Annotated in this window: 24 protein-coding genes; 15 read left to right on the top strand and 9 right to left on the bottom strand. The window is 72.5% G+C overall.

Going from position 1 to position 23,702, the window contains the following annotated elements:
* Positions 1-17: 17 nt before the first annotated feature.
* Positions 18-1,814, bottom strand: a complete 1,797-nt coding sequence (locus tag ACZ79I_RS10005; protein ID WP_471496167.1) for an AMP-dependent synthetase/ligase — start codon at positions 1,812-1,814, stop codon at positions 18-20.
* A 308-nt stretch (positions 1,815-2,122) separates the two neighbouring features.
* On the opposite strand from ACZ79I_RS10005, the gene ACZ79I_RS10000 reads away from it, so the two are divergent.
* The 6 genes from ACZ79I_RS10000 (at position 2,123) to ACZ79I_RS09975 (ending at position 7,345) form a co-directional block, all read left to right on the top strand.
* Positions 2,123-2,920 carry a metallophosphoesterase family protein gene (locus ACZ79I_RS10000; protein ID WP_471496165.1) on the top strand — a complete coding sequence of 266 codons (798 nt, stop codon included), beginning with the start codon at positions 2,123-2,125 and terminating at the stop codon, positions 2,918-2,920.
* 182 nt (positions 2,921-3,102) lie between these two features.
* Entirely contained in the window at positions 3,103-3,549 is a 447-nt protein-coding gene (locus tag ACZ79I_RS09995; RefSeq protein WP_471496163.1) for an SRPBCC family protein, read from the top strand.
* Positions 3,550-3,631: 82 nt separating this feature from the next.
* Positions 3,632-4,810 carry an ArsA family ATPase gene (locus tag ACZ79I_RS09990; RefSeq protein ID WP_471496161.1) on the top strand — a complete coding sequence of 393 codons (1,179 nt, stop codon included), beginning with the start codon at positions 3,632-3,634 and terminating at the stop codon, positions 4,808-4,810.
* Positions 4,811-4,920: 110 nt separating this feature from the next.
* On the top strand, positions 4,921-5,442 hold the full coding sequence (locus ACZ79I_RS09985) for a DUF5304 domain-containing protein (RefSeq protein ID WP_471496159.1): 522 nt from the start codon (positions 4,921-4,923) through the stop codon (positions 5,440-5,442).
* Between the two features lie 103 nt (positions 5,443-5,545).
* A complete protein-coding gene (locus tag ACZ79I_RS09980; protein WP_471496157.1) occupies positions 5,546-6,499 on the top strand; it encodes an ROK family glucokinase in 954 nt (317 codons plus the stop codon).
* A 90-nt stretch (positions 6,500-6,589) separates the two neighbouring features.
* On the top strand, positions 6,590-7,345 hold the full coding sequence (locus ACZ79I_RS09975) for an endonuclease/exonuclease/phosphatase family protein (RefSeq protein ID WP_471496155.1): 756 nt from the start codon (positions 6,590-6,592) through the stop codon (positions 7,343-7,345).
* 16 nt (positions 7,346-7,361) lie between these two features.
* On the opposite strand, the gene ACZ79I_RS09970 is transcribed toward ACZ79I_RS09975, so the two are convergent.
* On the bottom strand, positions 7,362-7,997 hold the full coding sequence (locus tag ACZ79I_RS09970) for a hypothetical protein (RefSeq protein WP_471496153.1): 636 nt from the start codon (positions 7,995-7,997) through the stop codon (positions 7,362-7,364).
* Entirely contained in the window at positions 7,990-8,769 is a 780-nt protein-coding gene (locus ACZ79I_RS09965; RefSeq protein WP_471496151.1) for an alpha/beta hydrolase, read from the bottom strand. Before ACZ79I_RS09965 ends, ACZ79I_RS09970 begins: the two co-directional genes overlap by 8 nt.
* A gap of 161 nt (positions 8,770-8,930) precedes the next feature.
* On the opposite strand from ACZ79I_RS09965, the gene ACZ79I_RS09960 reads away from it, so the two are divergent.
* The 5 genes from ACZ79I_RS09960 (at position 8,931) to ACZ79I_RS09940 (ending at position 14,045) form a co-directional block, all read left to right on the top strand.
* Positions 8,931-9,689, top strand: a complete 759-nt coding sequence (locus ACZ79I_RS09960) for a lysophospholipid acyltransferase family protein (protein WP_471496149.1) — start codon at positions 8,931-8,933, stop codon at positions 9,687-9,689.
* 34 nt (positions 9,690-9,723) lie between these two features.
* Positions 9,724-10,962 carry a MacS family sensor histidine kinase gene (gene macS / locus ACZ79I_RS09955; RefSeq protein ID WP_471496147.1) on the top strand — a complete coding sequence of 413 codons (1,239 nt, stop codon included), beginning with the start codon at positions 9,724-9,726 and terminating at the stop codon, positions 10,960-10,962.
* Positions 10,959-11,651 carry a response regulator gene (locus ACZ79I_RS09950; protein WP_471496145.1) on the top strand — a complete coding sequence of 231 codons (693 nt, stop codon included), beginning with the start codon at positions 10,959-10,961 and terminating at the stop codon, positions 11,649-11,651. The genes macS and ACZ79I_RS09950 overlap by 4 nt, the downstream gene beginning before the upstream one ends.
* 219 nt (positions 11,652-11,870) lie before the next feature.
* Complete coding sequence (locus ACZ79I_RS09945) at positions 11,871-12,899, top strand: 6-phosphofructokinase (protein ID WP_471496143.1); 1,029 nt, start codon at positions 11,871-11,873, stop codon at positions 12,897-12,899.
* A gap of 144 nt (positions 12,900-13,043) precedes the next feature.
* On the top strand, positions 13,044-14,045 hold the full coding sequence (locus ACZ79I_RS09940) for a 2-hydroxyacid dehydrogenase (protein ID WP_471496141.1): 1,002 nt from the start codon (positions 13,044-13,046) through the stop codon (positions 14,043-14,045).
* Here ACZ79I_RS09940 and ACZ79I_RS09935 read toward each other — a convergent pair.
* Together ACZ79I_RS09935 and ACZ79I_RS09930 are read right to left on the bottom strand one after the other, a co-directional pair.
* A complete protein-coding gene (locus ACZ79I_RS09935) occupies positions 13,991-15,901 on the bottom strand; it encodes an anthranilate synthase family protein (protein ID WP_471496139.1) in 1,911 nt (636 codons plus the stop codon). The two genes, ACZ79I_RS09940 and ACZ79I_RS09935, sit on opposite strands and share 55 nt — an antisense overlap.
* 94 nt (positions 15,902-15,995) lie before the next feature.
* Positions 15,996-16,052 carry a trp operon leader peptide gene (locus tag ACZ79I_RS09930; RefSeq protein ID WP_369123904.1) on the bottom strand — a complete coding sequence of 19 codons (57 nt, stop codon included), beginning with the start codon at positions 16,050-16,052 and terminating at the stop codon, positions 15,996-15,998.
* Between the two features lie 214 nt (positions 16,053-16,266).
* Between ACZ79I_RS09930 and ACZ79I_RS09925 the strand changes: the two genes are divergently transcribed.
* The 3 genes from ACZ79I_RS09925 to ACZ79I_RS09915 all read left to right on the top strand — a co-directional run bounded on the left by ACZ79I_RS09925 (position 16,267) and on the right by ACZ79I_RS09915 (position 18,504).
* Positions 16,267-16,605, top strand: a complete 339-nt coding sequence (locus tag ACZ79I_RS09925; RefSeq protein ID WP_471505521.1) for a hypothetical protein — start codon at positions 16,267-16,269, stop codon at positions 16,603-16,605.
* Positions 16,606-16,739: 134 nt separating this feature from the next.
* The gene (locus tag ACZ79I_RS09920) at positions 16,740-18,092 is read left to right on the top strand and encodes a class II 3-deoxy-7-phosphoheptulonate synthase (RefSeq protein WP_471496137.1); all 1,353 of its coding nucleotides are present in this window, start codon (positions 16,740-16,742) and stop codon (positions 18,090-18,092) included.
* Positions 18,093-18,243: 151 nt separating this feature from the next.
* Positions 18,244-18,504 (top strand): (2Fe-2S)-binding protein, encoded by a 261-nt coding sequence (locus ACZ79I_RS09915; protein WP_471496136.1) that lies wholly within the window; start codon positions 18,244-18,246, stop codon positions 18,502-18,504.
* On the opposite strand, the gene bfr is transcribed toward ACZ79I_RS09915, so the two are convergent.
* A complete protein-coding gene (bfr, locus tag ACZ79I_RS09910) occupies positions 18,501-18,980 on the bottom strand; it encodes a bacterioferritin (RefSeq protein WP_471496134.1) in 480 nt (159 codons plus the stop codon). The two genes, ACZ79I_RS09915 and bfr, sit on opposite strands and share 4 nt — an antisense overlap.
* Before the next feature lie 153 nt (positions 18,981-19,133).
* Here bfr and ACZ79I_RS09905 point away from each other — a divergent pair, with 153 nt between their 5' ends.
* Positions 19,134-19,766 (top strand): sulfite oxidase-like oxidoreductase, encoded by a 633-nt coding sequence (locus ACZ79I_RS09905; RefSeq protein WP_381080713.1) that lies wholly within the window; start codon positions 19,134-19,136, stop codon positions 19,764-19,766.
* 31 nt (positions 19,767-19,797) lie between these two features.
* On the opposite strand, the gene ACZ79I_RS09900 is transcribed toward ACZ79I_RS09905, so the two are convergent.
* The 3 genes from ACZ79I_RS09900 to ACZ79I_RS09890 all read right to left on the bottom strand — a co-directional run bounded on the left by ACZ79I_RS09900 (position 19,798) and on the right by ACZ79I_RS09890 (position 23,699).
* On the bottom strand, positions 19,798-20,700 hold the full coding sequence (locus tag ACZ79I_RS09900; RefSeq protein WP_471496132.1) for a deoxyribonuclease IV: 903 nt from the start codon (positions 20,698-20,700) through the stop codon (positions 19,798-19,800).
* 58 nt (positions 20,701-20,758) lie between these two features.
* Positions 20,759-22,672 (bottom strand): Stk1 family PASTA domain-containing Ser/Thr kinase, encoded by a 1,914-nt coding sequence (gene pknB / locus ACZ79I_RS09895; RefSeq protein WP_471496130.1) that lies wholly within the window; start codon positions 22,670-22,672, stop codon positions 20,759-20,761.
* A 232-nt stretch (positions 22,673-22,904) separates the two neighbouring features.
* Entirely contained in the window at positions 22,905-23,699 is a 795-nt protein-coding gene (locus ACZ79I_RS09890) for a thiazole synthase (protein WP_471496128.1), read from the bottom strand.
* Positions 23,700-23,702 lie beyond the last annotated feature (3 nt).

Here is a 23,702-nt window from a genome sequence, read left to right as displayed (position 1 = left end):
TGAGGCGGTGGGGCCCGCTACTTCCGGTAGATGGCCTCGATCTCGTCCGCGAAGTCCTTCGTCACCACGTTGCGCTTGAGCTTCAGGGACGGCGTGAGGTGGCCCGACTCCTCGCTGAACTGGGAGGGGAGAATGCGGAACTTCCGCACCGATTCCGCCTTCGACACCGCGGCGTTGCCGTCGTCGACCGCGTCCTGGACCGCCGCGAGCAGATCCGGGTCCTCGCGCAGCGACGCCGCGGTGGAACCCGCCGGCTTGCCGTGCTCGGCGGCCCAGCGCTCCAGGAACTCCTCGTCGAGAGTGATCAGCGCACCCACGAACGGCCGCCCGTCGCCCACCACCATGCACTCCTGGACCAGCGCATGCGCCCGGATGCGGTCCTCTATCACCGCCGGGGCGACGTTCTTGCCGCCCGCGGTGACGATGATCTCCTTCTTGCGGCCGGTGATCCTCAGATAGCCGTCCTCGTCGAGGGTGCCGATGTCACCGGTGTGGAACCAGCCGTCGGCCAGCGCCTCGGCGGTCGCCGCCTCGTTGTTCCAGTACTCCTTGAACAGGTGCTCGCCGTGCAGCAGCACCTCGCCGTCGTCCGCGATGCGGATCACGGAACCCGGCAGCGGCTGGCCGACCGTACCGATCTTCTGCCGGTCCCAGGGGTTGAACGCGGTCGCCGCACAGGACTCGGTCAGGCCGTAGCCCTCCAGGACCGTGAAGCCGATGCCGCGGAAGAAGTGGCCCAGCCGCTCACCGAGCGGGGCGCCGCCGGAGATCGCGTACTCGCCGCGGCCGCCCAGCACCGCGCGCAGCCTGGCGTAGACGAGCTTGTCGAACGCCTTGTGCTTGATCTTCAGACCCAGGGACGGGCCGGACGGGGTGTCCAGGGCGCGGCTGTAGGCGATCGCCGTGTCCGCCGCCTTGTCGAAGATCTTCCCCTTGCCGTCGGCCTGCGCCTTGGCGCGCGCCGAGTTGTAGACCTTCTCGAAGACGCGGGGCACCCCGAGGATCAGCGTCGGCCGGAACGCGGCGAGTTCGTCGGTGAGGTTCTTGATGTCGGGGACGTTGCCCAGCTTGATCGGAGCCATCATCGGGGCCACCTGCACCAGCCGCCCGAAGACGTGCGCGAGCGGGAGGAACAGCAGGACGGAGCACTCGCCCGTGCGGAAGAGGGGGCGCAGCCGCTCGACGATGTTCCCGCACTCGGCGAAGAAGCTGCGGTGGGTGAGCACACAGCCCTTGGGGCGCCCCGTGGTCCCGCTGGTGTAGACGATCGTCGCGGGATCGTCGGCCCGGGCGATCGAGCTGCGCTCCTCGACCGTCTCGTCGCTGACGTCCCGGCCGGCCCGGCCCAGCTCCTCGACGCCCCCGGCCTCGATCTGCCAGACGTGCTTGAGGGCGGGCAGCCGGTCGCGCACCGACTCGACGGCCGCGGTGTGGGCGTCCAGCTCCACGATGCAGGCGGTGGCACCGGAGTCGCTGAGGATCCACTGCACCTGCTCCGGCGAGCTGGTCTCGTACACCGGTACGGTGATGGCGCCCGCGCTCCAGATCGCGAAGTCGAGCAGCGTCCACTCGTAGCGGGTGCGGGACATCAGGCCCACCCGGTCGCCCGGCTGGACACCGGAGGCGATGAGCCCCTTCGCCGCGGCCCGCACCTCGGCGAGGAAGGCGACGGCGGTGACGTCCTGCCACGCACCGCCGACCTTGCGGGCGATGACGGCGACGTCGGGGTGCTGCGCGGCGTTTCTGCGGACGATGTCGGTCAGATTTCCGTCCGCAGGGACCTCGTACAAAGCCGGAAGGCTGAACTCGCGCAAGACTGCTGCTCCTCATAGGGCGCCGGCGCCACGACTCCGTGTGCTGCGACGGTGCGGTCCAAGGCTCGGGGAGGTGCGCAGGGTTCTTCCTCCGAAGTCGTTGGTTGAAACCCTGAGCACGACTGGACTGCCCGGACGTTACCCGTCGGTATGGCTTTTCCGACAGGGGGTCCCGACGAGATGTTCCGCGCGTCACACGGCTTGGCGTTCCTTCGCGCACAGTAGTCCAGGCCGTTCCCGGCGGGCCAGTAACCGCAGGTCCGGACGCCACTGTTCACCTATGTCCCACAGCCCTACGCTTGATCGTCATGGCACCCACACCGGGCGGTAACCCGAGGACGCGTGTTCATGTGGTCAGCGACGTGCACGGCAACGCGCGGGATCTGGCCAGGGCCGGCGACGGGGCGGACGCCCTGATCTGCCTGGGCGACCTGGTCCTCTTCCTGGACTACGCCGACCACTCCCGCGGGATCTTCCCCGATCTGTTCGGCACCGAGAACGCCCGCCGGCTGGTGGAGCTGCGCACCGCCCGCCGTTTCGCGGAGGCGCGGCGGTTCGGAGCCGGGCTGTGGGCCGGTGTGGGCCAGGACCGCGCCTCGGCGATCGAGCGGGCGGTCCGCAGACAGTACGCCGAGCTGTTCGCCGCGTTCCCCACCCCGACGTACGCGACCTACGGCAACGTCGACATGCCTGCCCTGTGGCCGGAGTACGCGGGCCGGGGGGTGCGGGTGCTCGACGGCGAGCGGGCCGAGATCGGCGGCTGGACCTTCGGCTTCGTCGGCGGCGGCCTGCGCACCCCCATGCGGACCCCGTACGAGATCAGCGACGAGGAGTACGCGGCGAAGATCGAGGCGGTGGGAGAGGTGGACGTGCTGTGCACCCACATCCCGCCGGAGGTCCCCGAGCTGGTGTACGACACGGTGGCGCGCCGCTTCGAGCGCGGCAGCCTGGCCCTGCTGGACGCGATCCGCCGCACCAGGCCGCGGTACTCCTTGTTCGGCCATGTCCACCAGCCCCTGGTGCGGCGGATGCGGATCGGGGCGACGGAGTGCGTGAACGTGGGGCACTTCGCGGGCAGCGGCAGGCCCTGGACGCTGGAGTGGTGAGCGGCCGCTGCCGGGGAGGGGGAGGGGTGCGAGGGGCCGCGGCGCCCGGCGGGCCGGGCCGGTGGCCGAACCGCAGGTGGGGTGGTACCGGCGCGGAGCGTGCGCGGTAGCCTTCACGCTGCACCCGTGCGCGCGTGCGCACCACCCTCCCTCACCGGACCGCATCTGGAGGAGCCACGGCGATGGCGGAACACACCAGTTCGAGCATCAGGATCGAGGCGGCTCCGGCCGATGTCATGCGGGTGATCGCCGACTTCGCGCGCTACCCGGACTGGACGGGCGAGGTGAAGGAGGCGGAGGTCCTCTCGACGGACGGGCAGGGCCGCGCGGAGCAGGTGCGCCTCGTCATGGACGCGGGCGCGATCAAGGACGACCAGACGCTGGCCTACACCTGGACGGGCGACGGCGAGGTCTCGTGGACCCTGGTCAAGTCCCAGATGCTCCGCTCCCTGGACGGCTCCTACCTGCTGAAGCCGGCGGGCTCGGGCGGCACGGAGGTGACGTACCGGCTGACGGTCGACGTCAAGATCCCGATGCTCGGCATGATCAAGCGCAAGGCGGAGAAGGTCATCATCGACCGGGCGCTGGCGGGGCTGAAGAAGAGGGTGGAGTCCGGGACCGCCGGGTAGCCGCCCGGCCCGCCGGAGCCGTGGCCGGCGGCCCGGCGTCATGGCCGGCCCGGCGGGGAACGCCCGGGTAGCGTTCACCGTCATGCGCACCATCCTGATCACCGGCCCCGGCGGCTGCGGCCGCACCACCGTCGCCGCGGCCACCGCGCTGGACGCCGCCCGCCGGGGCACCCGCACCCTCCTGCTCAGCGCCGACCGCACCGACACCCCCGGTGCCCTGCTCGGCGCCGGCACCGGCGCCCGTCCCGCCGAGGCCGCCCCCTGCCTCACGGTCCTGCGGCCCGACGCGGCCGCCGGCTTCCGGGACGATCTCGTCGCCTTCCAGGGCCGTGCGGCCGGCGCGCTCGACCTCCTCGGCGCGGCCCGGCTGGACGCCGAGGAGGTCACCCCGCTGCCCGGCGCCGAGGAACTCGCCGTGCTGCGCGCCCTGCGCGACGCCGCGCTCTCGGAGGCGTACGACCTCCTCGTCGTCGACCTGCCCCCCGTCCCGCAGGCGCTGGCCCTCCTCGCCCTCCCCGAGGAACTCCGCCGCTATCTGCGCCGGCTGCTCCCGCCGGAGCGGCAGGCGGCCCGCGCCCTGCGCCCCGTGCTCGGCCGGCTCGCGGGCGTCCCCATGCCCGCCGAGTGGCTCTACGAGACCGCCGCCCGCTGGGACCTCGAACTGGCCGCCGCCGAGGCCGTCGTCGCCGACCGCGCCACGAGTGTGTGGCTGGTCGCCGAGCCGGGCCCGGCCGGCGCCGACGCCGTCCGCACCGCCGTCACCGGCCTCGCCCTGCGTGCCCTGCGCCCCCAGGCCCTCATCGCGAACCGCGTCCTGCCCGACACCGCCCACGACGCCTGGCTCGCGGGCCTCGCCGCCCAGCAGCGCAAGACCCTGGAGGAGTGGCAGGGGACGTACGGGGCGCACACCGTGCACGGGGTGCCGCACCTCGGCCGGGACCCGCGCGGCGCCGACGACCTCGCCCTGCTCGCCGGTCCCGCCGTCAACGAGGCGCCGCCCCCGGTCGAGTGGCCCGTGACGGACCTGCTCGCCGAGGACGGGGTGCTCGTGTGGCGGATCCCGCTGCCCGGCGCCATACGCGACGAGCTGGACCTCGTCCGGCGCGGCGACGAGATCGTGGTGACCGCGGGCCCCTTCCGCCGGATCGTCCCGCTGCCGTCCGCCCTGCGCCGCTGCACCGTGGCGGGCGCGGCGCTGCGCGAGGGCGAGCTGAGCATCCGCTTCGCGCCCGACCCGCAGCTTTGGCCGCGCCGGGCGTGACCCGGCGCGCCGGGGGTGCCCCGGGGCGCGCGCGACGGCCGCGCACACGATGAAGCACGTACCCCCGTTCGGGTAACGTCGGGAGTACGAACCGCAGTCAGGAGTCCGCCATGAGCGAAGAGCGCCCCACGTCCGACGCCGCTCAGGAGGAGGCCGCCGACACCGAGGTGCGGGCGACCGACGCCGACGCATGGGCGAAGGCGTGCGCCGAGGACCTCGCGGCGGAGAAGGCCCGCCGCCGCGCCCGGTACGGAACGCCGCCCGGTTCGGCCGCCGAGGAACTGCGCCGGCTCGTCGACGCCGTCGCCGACAAGCTGTCCGGTCTGCAGGCCCCGCTGCTGGGAGCCGCGGCGTCGGGCGCCGCCCAGCAGATGGTGCAGCAGGCGGTGCAGCAGGCCAAGGCCGCGATGGAACCGGTGATCGAGCGCAACCCTGACGTCTTCGACCACCTCGCCGCGGCCGGCTCGGAGCTGCTCGCGGCCTACCGCTCCGCCGTCGAGGCGCAGGAGCGGCGCTGGACGACCCGCGGCGCCCCCGGCCACGGCCCCGGCGACGGCCCCCGCGGGCAGGACGACGGCCCCCGCGGGCAGGACGGGGAGCAGGGTCCGGGGGAGCGCATCGACCTCGACTGAGGCTCGGCCCAGGGGCGTCTCGGGGACCCTCAGCACTCCGACACCCTCCGGTCACCTCGGGTACGGTTGGCCGTAGCGGGGCTCGACCGAAACTGAGGGATTCATGGGACTCACCATCGGCGTCGACATCGGTGGCACGAAGATCGCGGCCGGTGTGGTCGACGAGGAAGGCAGCATCCTCTCGACCCACAAGGTGCCGACTCCGGGCACGCCCGGGGCCATCGTGGACGCCATCGCCGCTGCCGTCGAGGGCGCTCGTGCCGGGCACGAGATCGTCGGCGTCGGGATCGGCGCCGCCGGGTACGTCAACCGTCAGCGCTCCACGGTCTACTTCGCGCCGAACATCGACTGGCGCCAGGAGCCGCTGAAGGAGAAGGTCGAGGCCCGCGTTGGCCTCCCGGTGGTCGTCGAGAACGACGCGAACGCGGCCGCGTGGGGCGAGTACAAGTTCGGCGCGGGCAAGGGCCACCGCAACGTCATCTGCATCACGCTCGGCACCGGCCTCGGCGGCGGGATCATCATCGGCAACAAGCTCCGCCGCGGGCACTTCGGCGTGGCCGCCGAGTTCGGCCACATCCGGATGGTGCCGGACGGCCTGCTGTGCGGCTGCGGCTCGCAGGGCTGCTGGGAGCAGTACGCCTCCGGCCGCGCCCTCGTGCGGTACGCGAAGCAGCGCGCCAACGCCACCCCCGAGAACGCCGAGGTACTGCTCTCGCTCGGGGACGGCACCCCCGCGGGCATCGAGGGCAAGCACATCTCCATGGCCGCCCGCCAGGGCGACCCGGTGGCCGTGGACTCCTACCGCGAGCTGGCCCGCTGGGCGGGCGCGGGCCTGGCCGACCTGGCCTCCCTGTTCGACCCCTCCGCCTTCATCGTCGGCGGCGGCCTCTCGGACGAGGGCGAGCTGGTCCTCGACCCGATCCGTAAGTCGTACAAGCGCTGGCTGGTCGGCGGCAACTGGCGCCCGGTCGCCGAGGTCATCGCCGCCCAGCTGGGCAACAAGGCGGGCCTGGTCGGTGCCGCCGACCTGGCCCGGGAGCCGGACCCGATCATGTGACGTCCGGCCGCGCGCGACGGTGCCCGCCGAGCCCCGCCCGGGGACGGCGGGCGCCCCCGCAGCGGCCGCGGCGGCGTATTCTCGATCGGCATGGCGACGACCTTCACGCTGCCCAACTCCCGTACCGAAGCCGACGGTTCGGCCGTCGTCCGGGTGCTCAGCTACAACATCCGCTCCATGCGCGACGACACCGGCGCGCTGGCCCGTGTGATCGGCGCCTGCGCCCCCGATCTCGTGCTCGTCCAGGAGGCACCCCGCTTCTTCCGCTGGCGCAAGAAGCTCGCCCGGCTCGCGGCGGCCTCGGATCTGGTGATCCTCTCGGGCGGCGCCACGGCCGCCGGGCCCGCCCTGCTGTGCTCGCTGCGCGCCACGGTCGAGTGCACCGAGGACGTGCTGCTCCCGCTCACCCCCGGACTGCACCGGCGCGGCCTCGCGACGGCGGTCGTGCGGTTCGGCGGGGCCCGGCTCGGTGTCGTCAGCTGCCATCTGAGCCTGCGGCAGGACGAGCGCTACGACCAGGGCGGCATGCTCCTCGACCGGCTCGCCGGGATGGGCGTCCGGCACGCGGTCGCGGGCGGCGACCTGAACGAACGCCCGGGCGGACCGACCTTCGAGCGACTGGCCGCCCGTCTCCAGGACGGCTGGGCCACCGCACCGTGGGGCGGCGAGTACACCTGGACGCCCGCCGATCCGTACCAGCGCATCGACGCGATCTTCGCCACGCGGGGCGTGGAGGTCCTCGGCTGCGGTGTTCCCCTCGACCACCCGGGGGTGACCCGGGCAGACCTGAGGGCGGCCACCGACCATCTGCCGGTGCTGGCCGCCCTCAGGGTTCCCGCGTCGTAGCGGTCGCCGGCGCGGGTCAGACCACCGCGCCGCGCCCCGGATCGCCGTCGTCCTCGTCGTCCGTCTTCATGCGCACCACCAGCGTCACGAAGCCGCCGAGGAAACCGCCGACGCCGAGCGTGGCGAGCCACCAGGTCATCTCCCAGCCGAGCAGGACCGCCAGCAGGAGCAGGACGGGACCGCCGATCACCGCGAGCCAGGCGAACTTCGCCGTGGTGTCGGCCGCGGGCAGCGGCGGTGGCTCCGGCGGCACGAAGTGCCCCTCGTCGTCCTCGTCGAAGTCGTCGTCGGACGGCTCCGGCACCTTGTAGTCCCGCGGACCGACGCCGGGCGCGAAGGCGACCGAGCTGCCCAGCGGCTTCGCGGGCCCGCCCCCGGCACCGTCCCCGGCACCGTCGTCCGTGCCGCCGTCCGTGCCGCCGTCCGTGCCGTCGTCCGTGCCGTCGTCCGTGCCGCCGTCCGTGCGGCCGGCCTCCTGCTTCGGCTCCGGCAGCGCCAGGTCCTCGACCGGCTTGAACGGCCTGCTGCCCGGCGGGTCCGGCGGCTCCTCGCCGTACCCCGCCACGATCGCCGCCCAGGCGGCGTCCTCGTCGAAGGGCACGCCCTTCTCGTCCGGCTCGCGGCCCTCGCGGTCGGAGTCGTGCTCAGCCACCTGCGGCCGTCCCTTCCTTGCCGACACTCGGCGCGAGCCGGCCGATGAACGCGAGGCTCTCCTCGAAGATCCGGTCCGCGTCATGGTCCAACGTCGCCACGTGGTAGCTCTGTTCCAGCAGGATCTCCCGGACGTCGGCCGACGACACCCGGCTGAGGATCCGGGCCGAGTCGGCCGGCGGCACCACATGGTCCTGCGGGCTGTGCAGGAGCAGCAGCGGCTGGGTGACCTGCGGGAGCTCGCCGTCGACCAGCCGGAAGAAGTTCCGCAGGGAGTGCGCGGCGTGCAGTGGCACCCGGTCGTACCCGAGCTCCGTGCTGCCCTGCTTCGCGATGTCGCTGGCGATCCCCTTCGTCGAGGGCACCAGGTGGCGGACCACCGGCAGGGCGTACGCGGACAGGCCGTGCACCTTGTTGGCCGGGTTGACGACCACGACGCCGCTGACCGCGTCCCCGTGCCGGGCGGCGAGCCGCAGCGCCAGGGCGCCGCCCATGGACAGACCGGCCACGAACACCTGCGCACAGCTGTCGCGCAGGGTGCGCAGTTCCCGGTCCACCTCCGCGTACCAGTCCTGCCAGCCGGTGAGCTGCATGTCCTCCCAGCGGGTGCCGTGCCCGGGCAGCAGCGGCAGCGAGACGGTGAGGCCGCGCTCGGCGAGATACTCCGCCCAGGGGCGCAGCGACTGGGGGGAGCCGGTGAAGCCGTGGCAGAGGAGGACGCCGACCTCCCCGCCGTCGTGGCGGTACGGCTCGGCTCCGGGGAGGACCGGCACGTTCGGTCTCCTGTTCATGGAAGGGCTGGGCACGTCGATTGCAGGTACTTCACCGTACGCGACGGCACTGCCACCGAACAGGGCCGTCGGGGCCTTTGCCGGTGGGGCGCGTTAAGGTCTGATCGACACACACGGGAGGCAGTCGGTTGTTGTACGGCGCGATGAAGGTATCCATCGGGGGGCCGCTGAAGCTCGCCTTCAGACCGTGGGTGGAGGGCATCGGGAACGTTCCGGCCGAGGGCCCCGCCATCCTGGCGAGCAATCACCTGTCGTTCTCGGACTCGTTCTTCCTGCCCGCGGTCCTCGACCGCAAGGTGACCTTCATCGCGAAGGCGGAGTACTTCACCACACCCGGCGTGAAGGGCCGGCTCACCGCCGCCTTCTTCAAGGGGGTCGGGCAGCTGCCCGTCGACCGTTCCGGTGCCCGGGGCGCGGGCGAGGCCGCCGTCAGGAGCGGCATCGAAGTCCTGGAGCGCGGCGAGTTGTTCGGTATCTACCCGGAGGGCACCCGCTCGCCCGACGGCCGCCTCTACCGGGGCAAGCCCGGCGGCCTGGCCCGCGTGGCGCTCGCCACCGGCGCGCCGGTCATCCCGGTCGCCATGATCGACACCGAGAAGATCCAGCCGCCCGGGAAGATCATCCCCAAGCTGATGCGCCCCGGCATCCGCATCGGCAGGCCGCTGGACTTCAGCCGCTACCGGGGCATGGAGCACGACCGCTTCGTGCTGCGGGCGGTGACCGACGAGGTCATGTACGAAATCATGAAGCTCTCCGGCCAGGAGTACGTCGACATGTACGCGACCGCCGCCAAGCGGCAGATCGCGGAGGCGGCGAAGGCCGGGAAGCAGGCGCAGAAGGACGCCGGACAGGCACACAGGGACACGGAGAAGGCAGCCGTGAGCGAGCGGCCGGGCTCCTAGGGGCGCGGCCGTCCGGCTCGGGGGGCGGGGGGACATGGCCAGGCGCGAGCGGGTCGTCAGAATGTCGGTCGAACAGCCGCTGTGGCGTGCGCTCATGGCGTACCGCGTGCTCACCATGGTGTACGCCGTCGCTCTCTTCGCGACGGCCTACGACAGGTTCGCCCGGCCCTGGCTGGCCGTCGCCTACTTCGTCGTGCTGTGCGCGTGGACCCTGGCCACGCTGCCCAGGGTGGCGAACGCGGCGAGCTGCACCCGGTGGTTCCTGGCCGTCGACCTCACCGTCGCGCTCACCGGCATCCTCCTCACCCCCCTCGCCGACACGCATGAGCGGGTCCTCTCGGGCGGTCCGACGCTGCCGTCGATATGGACCGCCGGGTCGGTCCTCGCCTACGCCGTCAAGGGCGGCTGGCGCTGGGCGGCCTTCGCCTCCACGACGGTCGCCGCGGTGAACCTGGTCGAACGCGGCACCCCGGCCCGCGACACCGTCCACAACGTGATCCTGGTGTGGGTCGCCTCCATCGCGATCGGATACGTCGTCGAGGTCGCCCGCGCCTCCGAGCGCACCCTCGCCCGCGCCCTGGAGATCGAGGCCGCGACCCGGGAGCGGGAGCGGCTGGCCCGGGACATCCACGACGGCGTCCTCCAGGTGCTCGCCATGGTGCAGCGGCGCGGTTCCGCGCTCGGCGGCGAGGCCGCGGAGCTGGGCCGGCTGGCGGGCGAGCAGGAGGTCGCGCTGCGCACGCTGGTCTCCGGCGGGCTGGCGGCCCCCTCGCGGGTGTCGGAGGACGCCGCACTCGGCGCGGTCGTCCGCGCGGTCGACGAGCCGGACGCCGAGAAGGGCCCGGTCGACCTGCGCTCCCTGCTCGCTCCGTACGCCGGGGCCCGGGTGACGCTCTCCGAGCCCGGCTCCCCGGTGCCGCTCCCGCAGGCCGCCGCCCGTGAACTGGCCGCGGCCGTCGGTGCCGCCCTGGACAATGTGCGCAGGCACGCCGGGGAGGCGGCCCGGGCCTGGATCCTGGTGGAGGACGAGCCGGACGGCATCGTGGTGACGGTACGGGACGACGGCCCCGGCATCCCGGAGGGCCGCCTCGCCCAGGCCGAGGGAGAGGGACGGCTCGGCGTGGCCCAGTCGATCCGCGGCCGGCTGCGCGACATCGGCGGCACCGCCGAGCTGATCTCGATCCCGGGCCAGGGCACGGAAGTGGAACTGAAGGTACCGAAGGAAGCGACGGGCGGCCCGGGGGCCGCACGGGGGAAGGCGGAGCGGCGATGACGGCGGACACCACCGGTGCGCGGCGGGAACCGATCAAGGTCATGGTGGTCGACGACCACCCCATGTGGCGCGACGCCGTCGCCCGTGACCTGGCCGAGTCCGGCTTCGACGTGGTCGCCACCGCGGGCGACGGCGAGCAGGCGGTGCGCCGCGCCCGGGCCGCCGCGCCCGACGTCCTGGTCCTGGACCTGAACCTGCCCGCGAAGCCGGGCGTCCAGGTGTGCAAGGAACTCGTCGGCACCGACCCGGCGCTGCGGGTCCTGGTGCTGTCGGCGAGCGGCGAGCACGCGGACGTGCTGGAGGCGGTGAAGTCGGGTGCGACGGGCTACCTGCTGAAGTCGGCGTCCACGGAGGAGCTGATCGACGCGGTGCGCCGCACGGCGGTCGGCGACCCGGTGTTCACGCCGGGCCTGGCGGGCCTGGTGCTCGGCGAGTACCGCCGGCTCGCCTCGGAACCGGCCCCCGCCGCGGACGCCGACGAGCCACGGGCACCACGGCTCACCGAGCGGGAGACCGAGGTGCTGAGGCTGGTCGCCAAGGGCCTGAGCTACAAGCAGATCGCGGAGCGCCTCGTCATCTCGCACCGCACCGTGCAGAACCACGTCCAGAACACCCTGGGCAAGCTCCAGCTCCACAACAGGGTGGAGCTGGTGCGGTACGCGATCGAGCGGGGGCTGGACGAAGACTGAGGTGCCGCGAGCCGGGCCCGCGCACCGCGAGCCGAGCGCACATTCGGGAGTGAACGGCGGCGCGCGCATCCAATGCCCACCTTCGAGTGAAGTCTGACTCGCGCCGAGTGATCAACTACTGGGCAATTCACCGGAATTGACCCTCCGCGCCATGCCGAAGTGACGTGGGTCACCATTAGCGTGACCCGCATCAGGCAACCGCGGCGAAGGGACTTTTCCATGCGGGTCGGAGTACTGACCGGAGGCGGCGACTGCCCCGGGCTCAACGCCGTCATCCGAGGCATCGTCCGCAAGGGCGTGCAGGAGTACGGCTATGACTTCGTCGGCTTCCGGGACGGCTGGCGGGGGCCCCTGGAAGGTGACACCGTCCGGCTCGACATCCCCGCCGTGCGCGGCATCCTGCCCCGCGGCGGCACGATCCTCGGCTCCTCGCGCACCAACCCCCTCAAGCAGGAGAACGGCATCCGCCGCATCAAGGACAACCTCGCCAAGGAGGAGGTCGACGCGCTCGTCGCGATCGGCGGCGAGGACACCCTCGGAGTCGCGGCGCGCCTGGCCGACGAGTACGGCGTCCGCGTCGTCGGCGTGCCGAAGACCATCGACAACGACCTCTCCGCCACGGACTACACCTTCGGCTTCGACACCGCCGTCAACATCGCGACCGAGGCGATCGACCGCCTGCACACCACCGCGGAGTCGCATATGCGGGTCCTGGTCGTGGAGGTGATGGGCCGTCACGCGGGCTGGATCGCCATCCACTCGGGGCTGGCCGGCGGGGCGAACGTGATCCTCATCCCCGAGCAGCGCTTCGACGTGGACCAGGTCTGCGCATGGGTGACGTCCCGGTTCAAGGCGTCGTACGCGCCGATCGTGGTCGTGGCCGAGGGGGCGATGCCGAAGGACGGCGACATGGTGCTCAAGGACGAGACGCTGGACTCCTTCGGGCACGTCCGCCTCTCCGGCGTCGGCGAGTGGCTGGCGAAGCAGATCGAGAGGCGCACGGGCAAGGAGGCCCGTACCACCGTCCTCGGGCACGTCCAGCGCGGCGGCACGCCGAGCGCCTTCGACCGCTGGCTCGCCACCCGGTTCGGCCTGCACGCCGTCGAGGCGGTCCGCGACGGCGACTTCGGCACCATGGTCGCGCTGCGCGGCACGGACGTCGTCCGCGTACCGATCGCCGAGGCCACGGCCAGACTGAAGACGGTCGACCCGAAGCTGTACCAGGAGGTCGGTGTCTTCTTCGGCTGACGGCGGCCGCGCCGAGCCGCTGTCCTGCGGGGCACCGGCACCCGCAGGACAGCGGCGGTCCGGCTCCGCTCCCGCCCCCCGCCGCGCGCCAGGCCCGTATATTCGGCAGTGTCAGGCAGTTCCGGCCCGACCCCGGAGGGTTTCGTGGAGATTGTGGCGTTCGGCGTGCAGGCCGACGAGAGGCCTCTGCTGGAGAAGGCGTTCGCGGGCCACCACGACATCCGCTGCCTCGATGTCTTCCTCAACGAGGACACGGCCCCCATCGCGGTGGGCCACGACGTCGTCTGCACCAGCGTCAACTGCGAACTCGGCGAGCGCGTCCTGCAGACCCTGGAGGCCGGCGGCACCCGGATGATCGCGCAGCGCTCCACCGGCTTCAACAACATCGACCTCACGGCCGCCGAACGCCTCGGCATGACGATCGCCCGGGTCTCGTACTACTCGCCCTACTCCGTGGCCGAGTTCGCCTGGGCCCTGGGCATGGCCGCGGGCCGCCGCGTCGTCCGCGCCTGCAACCGCACCCGCGACTTCGACTTCCGCCTCGACGGCCTGATGGGCCGCGACATGCACGGCCGCACCGCGGGCGTCCTCGGCACCGGCAAGATCGGCGAGGCGTTCTGCCGGATCGCCCACGGCTTCGGCATGAAACTCCTCGGCTGGGACATCGCCGAGAACCCGGCCTGTGCCGCCCTCGGCATGACGTACGTCTCCAAGGAGCGGCTGCTCGCCGAGTCCGACCTGATCAGCCTGCATGTCCCGCTGATGCCCGCGACGCAGCACCTGATCGACGCGGCCGCCCTGAAGACCATGAAGGACGACGCGATCCTGGTGAACACCAGCCGCGGCGGCCTCATAGACACCGCGGCCCTCGTCGCGGAACTGCGCGAGGGCCGCTTCACCGGTGTCGGCCTGGACGTGTACGAGGCGGAGGCGGGGCTGTTCTTCCTGGACAAGTCCCTGGAGGCGATCGAGGACGACACCCTGGCCCGCCTCGTCACCTTCCCGAACGTCCTGGTCACCTCCCACCAGGCGTACTACACCGTGGACGCCGTGACGCAGATCGTCGACGCCACGGTGCGCAACGTCCTCGACTACGAGGCCGGCCGCCGTTCCGAGAACGTGCTCGTGCCCGCGGCGGCCGACTGAGCCAGCAGCTCCCGCACGATCGCGGCGCCGTTCACGGACAGCACCGACTCCGGGTGGAACTGGACGCCCGCGACCGCGTTCCCGGGCGCGCCCGGGGCACGACGCGGCCCGCGCAGCGCGTGCACCTCGCCGCCGGCGCCGCGGCTGACCTCGACGCCGTGCGCGGCCAGCCCGGCCGCCGCCGCGTCGTCGCAGTGCGCCACGAAGCTGTTGTAGAAGCCGACGGTCTCGCGCCGCCCGAACAGGTCGATCTCCATCTGCGCGCCCTGGTGGGGGACCTCCTTGCGGACGATCTCCAGGCCCAGTTCCGCCGCGATCAGCTCATGGCCCAGGCAGACGCCGAGCACGCCGTGCCGGTGCCCCCGGACGAGCTCGGCCGTCAGCTCCCGCAGGAACCGCATCTTGGGGTCGGTGAGGTCCGAGGGGTCGCCCGGCCCCGGGCCCAGCACCACGGGGCCCTCGTGTCCGAGGACCGCCTCCCGCAGCCCGGGCCCGTCGTACCGGCGCACGGTCACCTCCAGTCCCGAGGACCGCAGGACGTGCGCGAGCATCGCCGTGAACGTGTCCTCGCCGTCGACGACGAAGGCATGTCCGGTCAGGTCGCGGGCCCGCTCCTGCATCCGCAGCCAGAACGGCGCCAGCGAGGCCCGCCGCCCGGCGAGCGCGGCCTGCACCCGGGGATCGTCCGCCAGCCTCGGCCGTACCCGCTCCTCGCCCGGCCGGCCGGGACGCACCCCCAGCGCCGCCAGCACGCCGGCCGCCTTGGCGTGCGTCTCCGCGACCTCGCCGGCCGGGTCCGACCCTCGCACCAGCGTGGCACCGACCGGCACCCGCAGCCGTCCGTCCGCGTCGATGTCCGCGGTGCGGATGAGGATGGGGGAGTCGAGGGTCTGGGCCCCCGCGCACCGGCCGAGCAGCGCGAGCGCTCCCGCGTAGTAGCCGCGGCCCCCGACCTCGTGCCGTTCGATCACCCGGCAGGCGTTCTGCACGGGCGAGCCGGTGACGGTCGCCGCGAACATGGTCTCCTTCAGCACCTCGCGCACGTCGAGGGTGGACCGCCCGCGCAGTTCGTACTCCGTGTGCGCGAGGTGGGCCATCTCCTTCAGCCGCGGCCCGACGACCACCCCGCCCATGTCGCCGACCGTGCACATCATCTTGAGCTCCTCGTCGACGACCATCGACAGCTCCTCGATCTCCTTGCCGTCGGCGAGGAAGCCGAGCAGGTCCCCGGGCGTCGGGCCGCCGGCGGGATAGCGGTACGTACCGCTGATCGGGTTCATCACGACGGTCCCCCCGGACATCCGCACATGCACCTCAGGGCTGGCCCCGACCAGCGTCCGGTCCCCCGTGTGCACCACGAACGTCCAGTACGCGCCGCGCTCGCCGACCAGCAGCCGGCGGAACAGCGCGAGGGCGTCGGCCCGGCCGAACCCCGGGATCCGCCCCTCGTAGGTCCGCCGGACCACGAAGTTCGCGCCCTCGCCCGCGCCGATCTCGTCCCGCAGCACCCGTCCGACGATCTCCGCGTACCGCTCGTCGCCGACGTCGAAGCCGGCGCCCTCCACCCGCACCTCGTGCTCCGGCAGCTGCGCGAGCGCGTCGGCGAGCGGGATCGTGTACGACTCCTCGGGCACCAGCACCGCCAGCGGGGTGCCGTCGTCACGGACGTCGAAGCCGCGCTCGCGGATCTGGCGGAACGGGATGAGCGCCAGGCACGTGTCGGGCAGGTCGGCGAGGCGCTCGCACTCGGTGACCGGGCCGAGGAACACCTCGACGGTGTTCTCGTCGTGGCCCGGCGTGCGGCGGCGCAGCAGGGCGAACGGGCGGGGATCGTCGAACAGGTCGAGCAGGTGCATGGGTCCGTGGTCCTTCTCGGATGGGAGGAACGGACCCCGGACACACCGAAGGCCGCCCCTCGGGCGGCCTTCGCGAAGTCTGCGTACGCGCAAGTCAGTGGGCCGCCGGATGAGCGGTCCACCACCAGTTCTGGTGCGTCGGCACGTACATGCGAGGCACCTTAACGCATGCGCCCGCGGCGCCGCAGCCCGTCGCCGGGTGGGGGGACGGCCACGGCGCCGCGGGCGGTGTGCCGGTGTGCCGGTGTACGACCGTGTGGCACGCCGACGTCAGATGATCATGTTGTACGTGTTCCAGCCGCTGCCGAACCTGGTGCGCGCCAGGAAGGGCGCGGTAGGAGCCCGTCACGGCGGACCCGGCCAGCGTGTACTCCTGCCCCGCCAGGACGCTGTACCTGGTCAGCGACGCGGAGTTCGAGTTCTGGACCGGCACCCCGGTGCCGTCGTACGCGGTGTCCTCGGGGCAGGTGCGCCCGGCCGGGAACCAGGCGCCCGGGTCGTCCGGCAGCGAGCCGGTGGCGGGCGGCCTGCTCGAAGTCGTTCTGCAGCCGGGCCCCGGGGGCGACGGCGGCCTGGGCGTCGTTCGAGCCGAGGAGCCCGGGCGCCGCCAGGGCCAGCGTTCAAGTCCCCACCCTGTGGTCAATGAAGTGCAGACCGGCGCGCCGGAGCGATGTTCACGCTGCCGTTGCGGCACGGATGCGTGAAGGTGACATCTATGTAGGTCGGCGTTAAGGGAGTGCGTGCTGTCATCCCTGGGGCCGACGGGCCCTGTGGGAGGGCTGTCTCGCCTGTCGAGCCGGGCCGAAATCACCGGACACGACCCCGTAAGGTTGGGACTGTGACCGTGAACGCTAAGTCCAGCGCAAGCGCTGGCAACACCTGGCGAGACCTGCCCGCGGCGCAGCAGCCCGAGTACCCCGACCCCGAGGCTCTGCGCGAAGTGATCGCGGAGCTCGAGTCGTATCCGCCACTCGTCTTCGCGGGCGAGTGCGACCAGCTGCGCGCCCGGATGGGAGCCGTCGCCAGGGGCGAGGCGTTCCTGCTTCAGGGAGGCGACTGCGCGGAGGCCTTCGACGCGGTGTCCGCCGACCACATCCGCAACAAGCTGAAGACGCTGCTCCAGATGGGTGCCGTGCTCACGTACGCGGCCTCGGTGCCCGTCGTGAAGGTCGGCCGGATCGCCGGCCAGTACTCCAAGCCGCGCTCCAAGCCGATGGAGACCCGCGACGGCGTGACCCTGCCGAGCTACCGGGGCGACTCCGTCAACGGCTTCGAGTTCACCGAGGCGGCCCGCATCCCCGACCCCGAGCGGCTGAAGCGGATGTACCACGCGTCCGCCTCGACGCTCAACCTGGTGCGCGCCTTCACCACCGGCGGCTACGCCGACCTGCGCCAGGTGCACGCCTGGAACCAGGACTTCGTGAAGTCGTCGCCGTCCGGGCAGCGCTACGAGCAGCTGGCGCGGGAGATCGACAACGCGCTGAACTTCATGCACGCCTGCGGGGCGGACCCGGAGGAGTTCAGGACCGTCGAGTTCTTCTCCTCGCACGAGGCGCTGCTGCTGGACTACGAGTCGGCGCTGACCCGGGTCGACTCGCGCACCGGGCAGCTGTACGACGTGTCCGCGCACATGGTGTGGATCGGTGAGCGCACCCGCCAGCTGGACGGCGCGCACATCGAGTTCGCCTCGAAGATCCGCAACCCGATCGGCATCAAGCTCGGCCCGGCGACGACGGCCGAGGAGGCGCTGCAGTACATCGAGCGCCTGGACCCGGAGCGTGAGCCGGGCCGGCTGACCTTCATCGTCCGCATGGGCGCCGACAAGATCCGCGACCGGCTCCCCGAGCTGGTGGAGAAGGTCACGGCGTCGGGCGCGGCGGTGGCCTGGGTGACCGACCCGATGCACGGCAACACCTTCGAGGCCGCCTCCGGGCACAAGACCCGCCGCTTCGACGACGTGCTCGACGAGGTCAAGGGCTTCTTCGAGGTCCACAAGGCGCTGGGCACCCACCCGGGCGGCCTGCATATGGAGCTGACCGGCGACGACGTCACCGAGTGCGTGGGCGGCGGCGACGAGATCTTCGTCGACGATCTGCACCAGCGCTACGAGACGGCCTGCGACCCGCGGCTGAACCGCAGCCAGGCCCTCGACCTGGCGTTCCTCGTCGCCGAGATGTACCGCGACCAGTAGCCCGCTTCGGGAGCACCGGCACCGGTGGGGCGCGGATCACATGCGATCCGCGCCCCACTTCGCTTCTCCGGCTTCCCCGCGCCAGGTAAGGTTAGGTTTGCCTCACCGATCAGTCGGGTCGGGTGGCACGGCCCGTCCGATCCGGTGGGAGGTGAACCCCGTGTACGTCTGCACCTGCTTCGCCGTGACCGAGGCCCAGGTCAGGCAGCATGCGGAGGGCGGCGCCCGCACTCCCCGGCAGATCGCGTCGGCCTGCAAGGCCGGCACCGACTGCGGTTCCTGTGTACGGCGGATCCAGGCACTGCTGGGCAGGGACGGCGTCCCGCGCCGCGCGGCGGCCGGTGGGGCCGGTCCCGTCCTGTCCGCCCCGGACCGGTCCGGCGCACCGAGCGGACTCGAGGAGGCGGCCTAGCCCTCGGGCTGTTCGATGACCTGGGAGAGGTACAGCCCCTCGCCCAGCTTCTCCAGCAGGTCGAGCTGGGTGTCGAGATAGTCGATGTGGTGCTCCTCGTCCTCGAGGATCGACTCGAAGATGTTCGCGGACGTGATGTCGTCCTTCTCCCGCATCAGCCGGATCCCGCGTCTGAGCCGGTCGATCGCCTCGATCTCGATCTGCCGGTCGGCCTCGAACATCTCCTTGGCGGTCTGGCCCACCCGCACATGGAAGAGCCGCTGGTAGTTCGGGAGCCCCTCCAGGAAGATGATGCGGTCGGTGAGCACCTCGGCGTGCTTCATCTCGTCGAAGGACTCCCGCCGCGTGTACGCCGCGAGCTTGTACCAGCCGAGGTTCTCCTGCATCTTCGCGTGCAGGAAGTACTGGTTGATCGCGGTCAGCTCGCCGGTGAGCTGCTCGTTGAGGAATTCGATGACCTCAGGGTCGCCCTGCATCGCGCGGGCTCCTTCCAGGCGGGGACTGGCGGGTTGCGCCGCATGATCGCATCGGCATGCGGAACCGTCCAGTAAGTTCACACTTAGTGGGAGATGTCCTGGTTTGCTCTGGGTGGGTCCTGCACACCCCGCGCGGTCTGTCAGGATGGAGTCATGGGTCATCCGGTGGAGCGAGAGTCTGGAGCAGCAGCACGGTCCGAGCTTCCGCCGGGACAGCGACTGCAGCGGGGATGGCCGGTCACGCACTACGGTCCGGTACCCAGGTTCCGTCCCGACCGCTGGGAGTTCGGGGTCTTCGGCGCCACCGCGGACGGCGAGAAGCACTGCTGGACCCACGAGGAGTTCACCGCGCTGCCGTACGCCACCGTCGTCGCCGATCTGCACTGCGTCACGAAGTTCAGCATGGTCGGCGCCGAGTGGGGCGGTGTCCCGGCACGCACGATCCTGGAGATCGCCCCGCCGGCGCCCGCGGTCACCCACGTCATGGTGTGGGCGGAGTACGGATTCAGCTCCAATCTGCGCCTCGCCGACTTCGCCTCGGACCGCACGATCTTCGCCACCCACAAGGACGGCGAGCTGCTCACCGCGGAACACGGCTTCCCGCTGCGCCTGATCGTTCCGCACCTGTACGCCTGGAAGGGCCCCAAGTGGGTGCGCGGCGTCGAGTACATGACCGCCGACCGCCGCGGCTTCTGGGAGGAACGCGGGTACCACAACATCGGTGACCCGTGGAAGGAGCAGCGCTACTCGTACCAGGAGGAGCCCGGGGACGGCCCCGAGCTCTGAGCCACGGAAAGCCCGACTCGCCGGTCCCGCGTCAGCCGTCCCGGAGTTTCTTCAGCCGCTCCACGTCCGCCGCGTGCCCCTCCTTCCGGCCGGGCGTCTCGATGATCAGCGGCACGCCCGCGGTGGCCGGGTGGGTCATCAGCGCGCGGAACGGGGCCTCGCCGATGTGGCCGGAGCCGATGTTCGCGTGGCGGTCCCGGTGGGCGCCCACCACGTCCTGGGAGTCGTTGGCGTGGATCAGCCCGAGCCGTCCCTCGCCGACGGTGTCCACCAGCAGGTCCAACGTCCGGTGCATGCCGTCCGGCCCGGTCAGATCGTGCCCGGCGGCGAAGACATGGCAGGTGTCGAGACACACGCCGAGCATGGGGTGCGCGTCCAGCGCCTCGAAGTAGGGCCCGAAGTCCCAGGTGCGCGAGCACAGCGAGGCACCCTGGCCCGCGGTCGACTCCAGCAGCAGGCGGGGGTCGTCGTCATGCGTCAGCTCGTCCAGCAGCGGCAGCACGCGCTCGCGCACCTGCTTCAGCGCCACGGCCCGCGTCCGGCCGCCGGTGGCGCTGCCGGTGTGCACCACCACGCCCAGCGCCCCGATCTCCCGGCCCCGCCGCAGCGAGTGCCGCAGGGACTCCACGGACAGCTTCGCGGTCGCCTCGGTGTGCGAGCCGAAGTTGATCAGATACGGCGCGTGGACGTACACCGGGACCGACTCCGCGGCGCACGCGGCGCGGAACGCCTCGTCCTGCCGCGGATTGCCCGCGGGCGTCGCCCAGCCGCGCGGATTGGCGACGAAGACCTGCACGGCCTCGGCCTCGATGTCGCGCGCGTAGACCATTCCGACGGAGTGGAGGCCGCCGGCCACGGGAACATGGCTGCCGATGGGGTTGCGCGGGACGCCGCCGGACGTGCCGCGGGTGGTGCGGGACCGCTGGGTGCTCACCCCCCAAGGGTGGCACGCGGCCCCGGGCATCCCGCCGCCCGGTCCGCGGTGCCGCCCGTCAGCGGATCCTGATCGTGATCGTCGACCCCTTCGGCGCCCTGTCGCCGCCCTTCACCGACTGTCCCTTCACCGTGTCACCGAACAGGCCCAGCAGGCCCCGGTCCTCCTCGACCGCGAAGCCGGCGTCCTCCAGGGCCTTCTTCGCATCGTCGACCTTGTCACCGACCACGTCCGGCACCTCGACCATCTCGCGGCCCTTGGAGACCGTCAGCGTCACCGTGTCGCCCTCGGCGGCCTCCTTGCCCGCGTCCGGCGTCTGCCGGGCGACCTGTCCGGCGTCGAACTCCGACGTGATCTGCGTGTCGGCGATCTTCACCTTCAGGCCCGCGTCCCGCAGCTCAGCCGTGGCGTCCGCGACGGAGGAGCCGGTGACGTCGGGCACCTCCACGGGGCTGCCCCTGCTGACCGTGAGCGCGATGGCCGAACCGCTGTGGCGCTCGGTACCCGCGCCCGGGTCCGTGCCGATCACGAAGCCCCTGGGCACGTCCTCGCTGAACGCCCGCGTGACCATGCCCGCGGCCAGGCCGTCCTGCTTCAGCAGGGCCCGCGCCTTGTCCAGCCGGTAACCCTTCAGATCGGGCACCTTCACGGTCTCGGGGCCGTCCGAGACGGTCAGCGTCACCCCGTCGTGGGAGCGGATCCGGGCGCCCGCCGCCGGGTCGCTGCTGATCACCGTGCCGCGCTTCACCGTGTCACTGAAGGCGTGCTTGACCTGTTTGACCTCCAGCCCCGCCCGCTGCAGCCGCGCCCGCGCCTGGGCCTCGGTCTTCGCGAGCAGCGGGGGGACCTCGGTGAACTGGCCCGAGTTGATGTACCAGACGCCCACCCCCACGCCGAACACCACCAGCACGGCCAGGACGAGCGCGAGCAGCCCCCGCCGGGGGCGTCCCCGCCGCGCCGGCGGCGGTGGCGGCGGGGTCTCCAGCCGGCTGGTCCGGTCGAGCAGGGCGTTCTCCGGCTCGCCGACCGGGTTGACCGGCAGCAGCCGCGGGATCACGCTCGTGCGGTCCTCGGCGCTGTCGCGGTCCGGGGCGACGGCCTGCGGCGGTACGGCGTCCAGTTGCCCGGCGGTGAGCGCGCTGCGGGCCTGCAGCACCTGGCCGAGCAGGGCCACCGCGTCCTCCGGGCGCAGCCGCGGGTCGCGCGCCGTCGCCGAGGCGACCAGCTCGTCGAGTTCATAGGCCAGCCCCGGCACGGCGGCCGACGGCGGCGGCACGTCCTCGTGCAGATGCCGGTAGAGCACCTGGGCGGGGGAGTCGCCCTGGTGCGGCTTCGCGCCGGTGAGCATCTCGTGGAGGACGACCCCGCACGCGTACACGTCGACCCGGGGGTCCGCCGTGCCGCTCTCGATCTGCTCCGGGGCGAGGTACGAGACCGTGCCCAGGACGGCACCCGTCGTGTTCGTGACCGTGTCCACGGCCCGGACCAGACCGAAGTCGGCCACCTTCACCCGGCCGTCGTCCCCTATCAGGACGTTCTCCGGCTTCATGTCACGGTGCACGAACCCGGCGCGGTGCGCGGCGCCCAGCGCGGCCAGCACCGGCTCCAGGATGTCCAGGGCGGCGCGCGGCTGCAGCGCCCCGCGCTCCCGCAGCACGTCACGCAGGGTGCACCCGGCGACGTACTCCATGGCGAGATAGACGTACGACCCGTCGGTGCCCTGGTCGAAGACCTGCACCACGTTCGGGTGGGCGAGCCGGGCCACCGACTTGGCCTCGCGTATGAAGCGCTCGACGAACGAACCGTCGGCGGCCAGCGCCGGGTGCATCACCTTGAGGGCGAGGACGCGGTCGAGGCGGGTGTCCACGGCCCGGTAGACCGTGGCCATCCCGCCGACCGCGATCCGCGCGTCGACGCGATAACGGCCGTCGAGCACCCGCCCGACGAGAGGGTCCTGAAGGGTCGTATCCACGCAGGTGAGTGTACGAGGACCCACTGTCGGCCCCGGCCGTTCCGCCGAACCGGGGCACGACTGCAGCCGACCTGTGACGCACGCCGCGCCCCCGCGCCCCCGGGCCCGGCGCACCCGGGCCCGGCGCACGCCGCGCCTCCGCGCACCCGGGCCGGGCGCGCGGCGCGGGACTTCGCGCCCGGCCGACGCTGCCGCACGGGCCGGGTCCGGCGGGGCGGTGTGCCCGGCCGGTTCAGAAGGCGGGCCGCTCCGGGTCCAGGCGGCCCATGCCCTCCGCCGGCGACGACGCCTGCGCGAAGTGGCGCCGCGGGATGCGGCCCGCCCGCCGTGCCAGCCGGCCCGCCTCCACCGCGTGCCGCATGGCCTCCGCCATCAGCACCGGCTCCTGCGCCCGGGTCACCGCCGAGGCGAGCATCACACCCGCACAGCCCAGCTCCATCGCCAGCGCGACGTCCGACGCCGTACCCGCGCCCGCGTCCAGGATGACCGGCACGCGCGCGTGCTCCACGATCAGCTGGAAGTTGTGCGGGTTGCGGATGCCGAGCCCCGAGCCGATCGGCGAGCCGAGCGGCATGATCGCGGCGCAGCCCGCATCCTCCAGCCTGCGCGCGAGCACCGGGTCGTCGTTCGTGTACGGCAGCACCGTGAAGCCCTCGTCGACCAGCGTCTCGGCCGCCTCCAGCAGTTCGATCGGGTCGGGCAGCAAGGTCCGCTCGTCGGCGATGACCTCCAGCTTCACGAGATCCGTGCCCAGCGCCTCGCGCGCCAGGCGGGCGGTCAGCACGGCCTCGCCCGCGGTGAAGCAGCCCGCCGTGTTGGGCAGCACCCGGATGCCCAGCTTGTCCAGCACGGACAGCACCGAGCCGTGCACCGAGGCGTCCACGCGGCGCATCGCCACGGTCGTCAGCTCCGTACCGGAGGCCACCAGGGCCCGTTCCAGCACATCGAGGCTGGGCGCACCCCCGGTGCCCATGATCAGCCGCGACGAGAGGGTCGTACCACCGAGGACGAAGGGATCGTCGGCCATGGG

The organism is Streptomyces sp. PSU-S4-23 (assembly GCF_055632315.1).
This window is presented reverse-complemented; position numbering and strand designations above follow the sequence as displayed.

Coding starts and splice junctions, on each gene's coding strand:
- ACZ79I_RS09890 (WP_471496128.1), bottom strand. CDS start 23,699: ATGGCCGACGATCCCTTCGTCCTCGGTGGTACGACCCTCTCGTCGCGG.
- ACZ79I_RS09950 (WP_471496145.1), top strand. CDS start 10,959: ATGACGGCGGACACCACCGGTGCGCGGCGGGAACCGATCAAGGTCATG.
- ACZ79I_RS09935 (WP_471496139.1), bottom strand. CDS start 15,901: ATGCACCTGCTCGACCTGTTCGACGATCCCCGCCCGTTCGCCCTGCTG.
- bfr (WP_471496134.1), bottom strand. CDS start 18,980: ATGCAGGGCGACCCTGAGGTCATCGAATTCCTCAACGAGCAGCTCACC.
- macS (WP_471496147.1), top strand. CDS start 9,724: ATGGCCAGGCGCGAGCGGGTCGTCAGAATGTCGGTCGAACAGCCGCTG.
- ACZ79I_RS09980 (WP_471496157.1), top strand. CDS start 5,546: ATGGGACTCACCATCGGCGTCGACATCGGTGGCACGAAGATCGCGGCC.
- ACZ79I_RS09905 (WP_381080713.1), top strand. CDS start 19,134: ATGGGTCATCCGGTGGAGCGAGAGTCTGGAGCAGCAGCACGGTCCGAG.
- ACZ79I_RS09990 (WP_471496161.1), top strand. CDS start 3,632: ATGCGCACCATCCTGATCACCGGCCCCGGCGGCTGCGGCCGCACCACC.
- ACZ79I_RS10000 (WP_471496165.1), top strand. CDS start 2,123: ATGGCACCCACACCGGGCGGTAACCCGAGGACGCGTGTTCATGTGGTC.
- ACZ79I_RS09985 (WP_471496159.1), top strand. CDS start 4,921: ATGAGCGAAGAGCGCCCCACGTCCGACGCCGCTCAGGAGGAGGCCGCC.
- ACZ79I_RS09975 (WP_471496155.1), top strand. CDS start 6,590: ATGGCGACGACCTTCACGCTGCCCAACTCCCGTACCGAAGCCGACGGT.
- ACZ79I_RS09995 (WP_471496163.1), top strand. CDS start 3,103: ATGGCGGAACACACCAGTTCGAGCATCAGGATCGAGGCGGCTCCGGCC.
- ACZ79I_RS09945 (WP_471496143.1), top strand. CDS start 11,871: ATGCGGGTCGGAGTACTGACCGGAGGCGGCGACTGCCCCGGGCTCAAC.
- ACZ79I_RS09960 (WP_471496149.1), top strand. CDS start 8,931: ATGAAGGTATCCATCGGGGGGCCGCTGAAGCTCGCCTTCAGACCGTGG.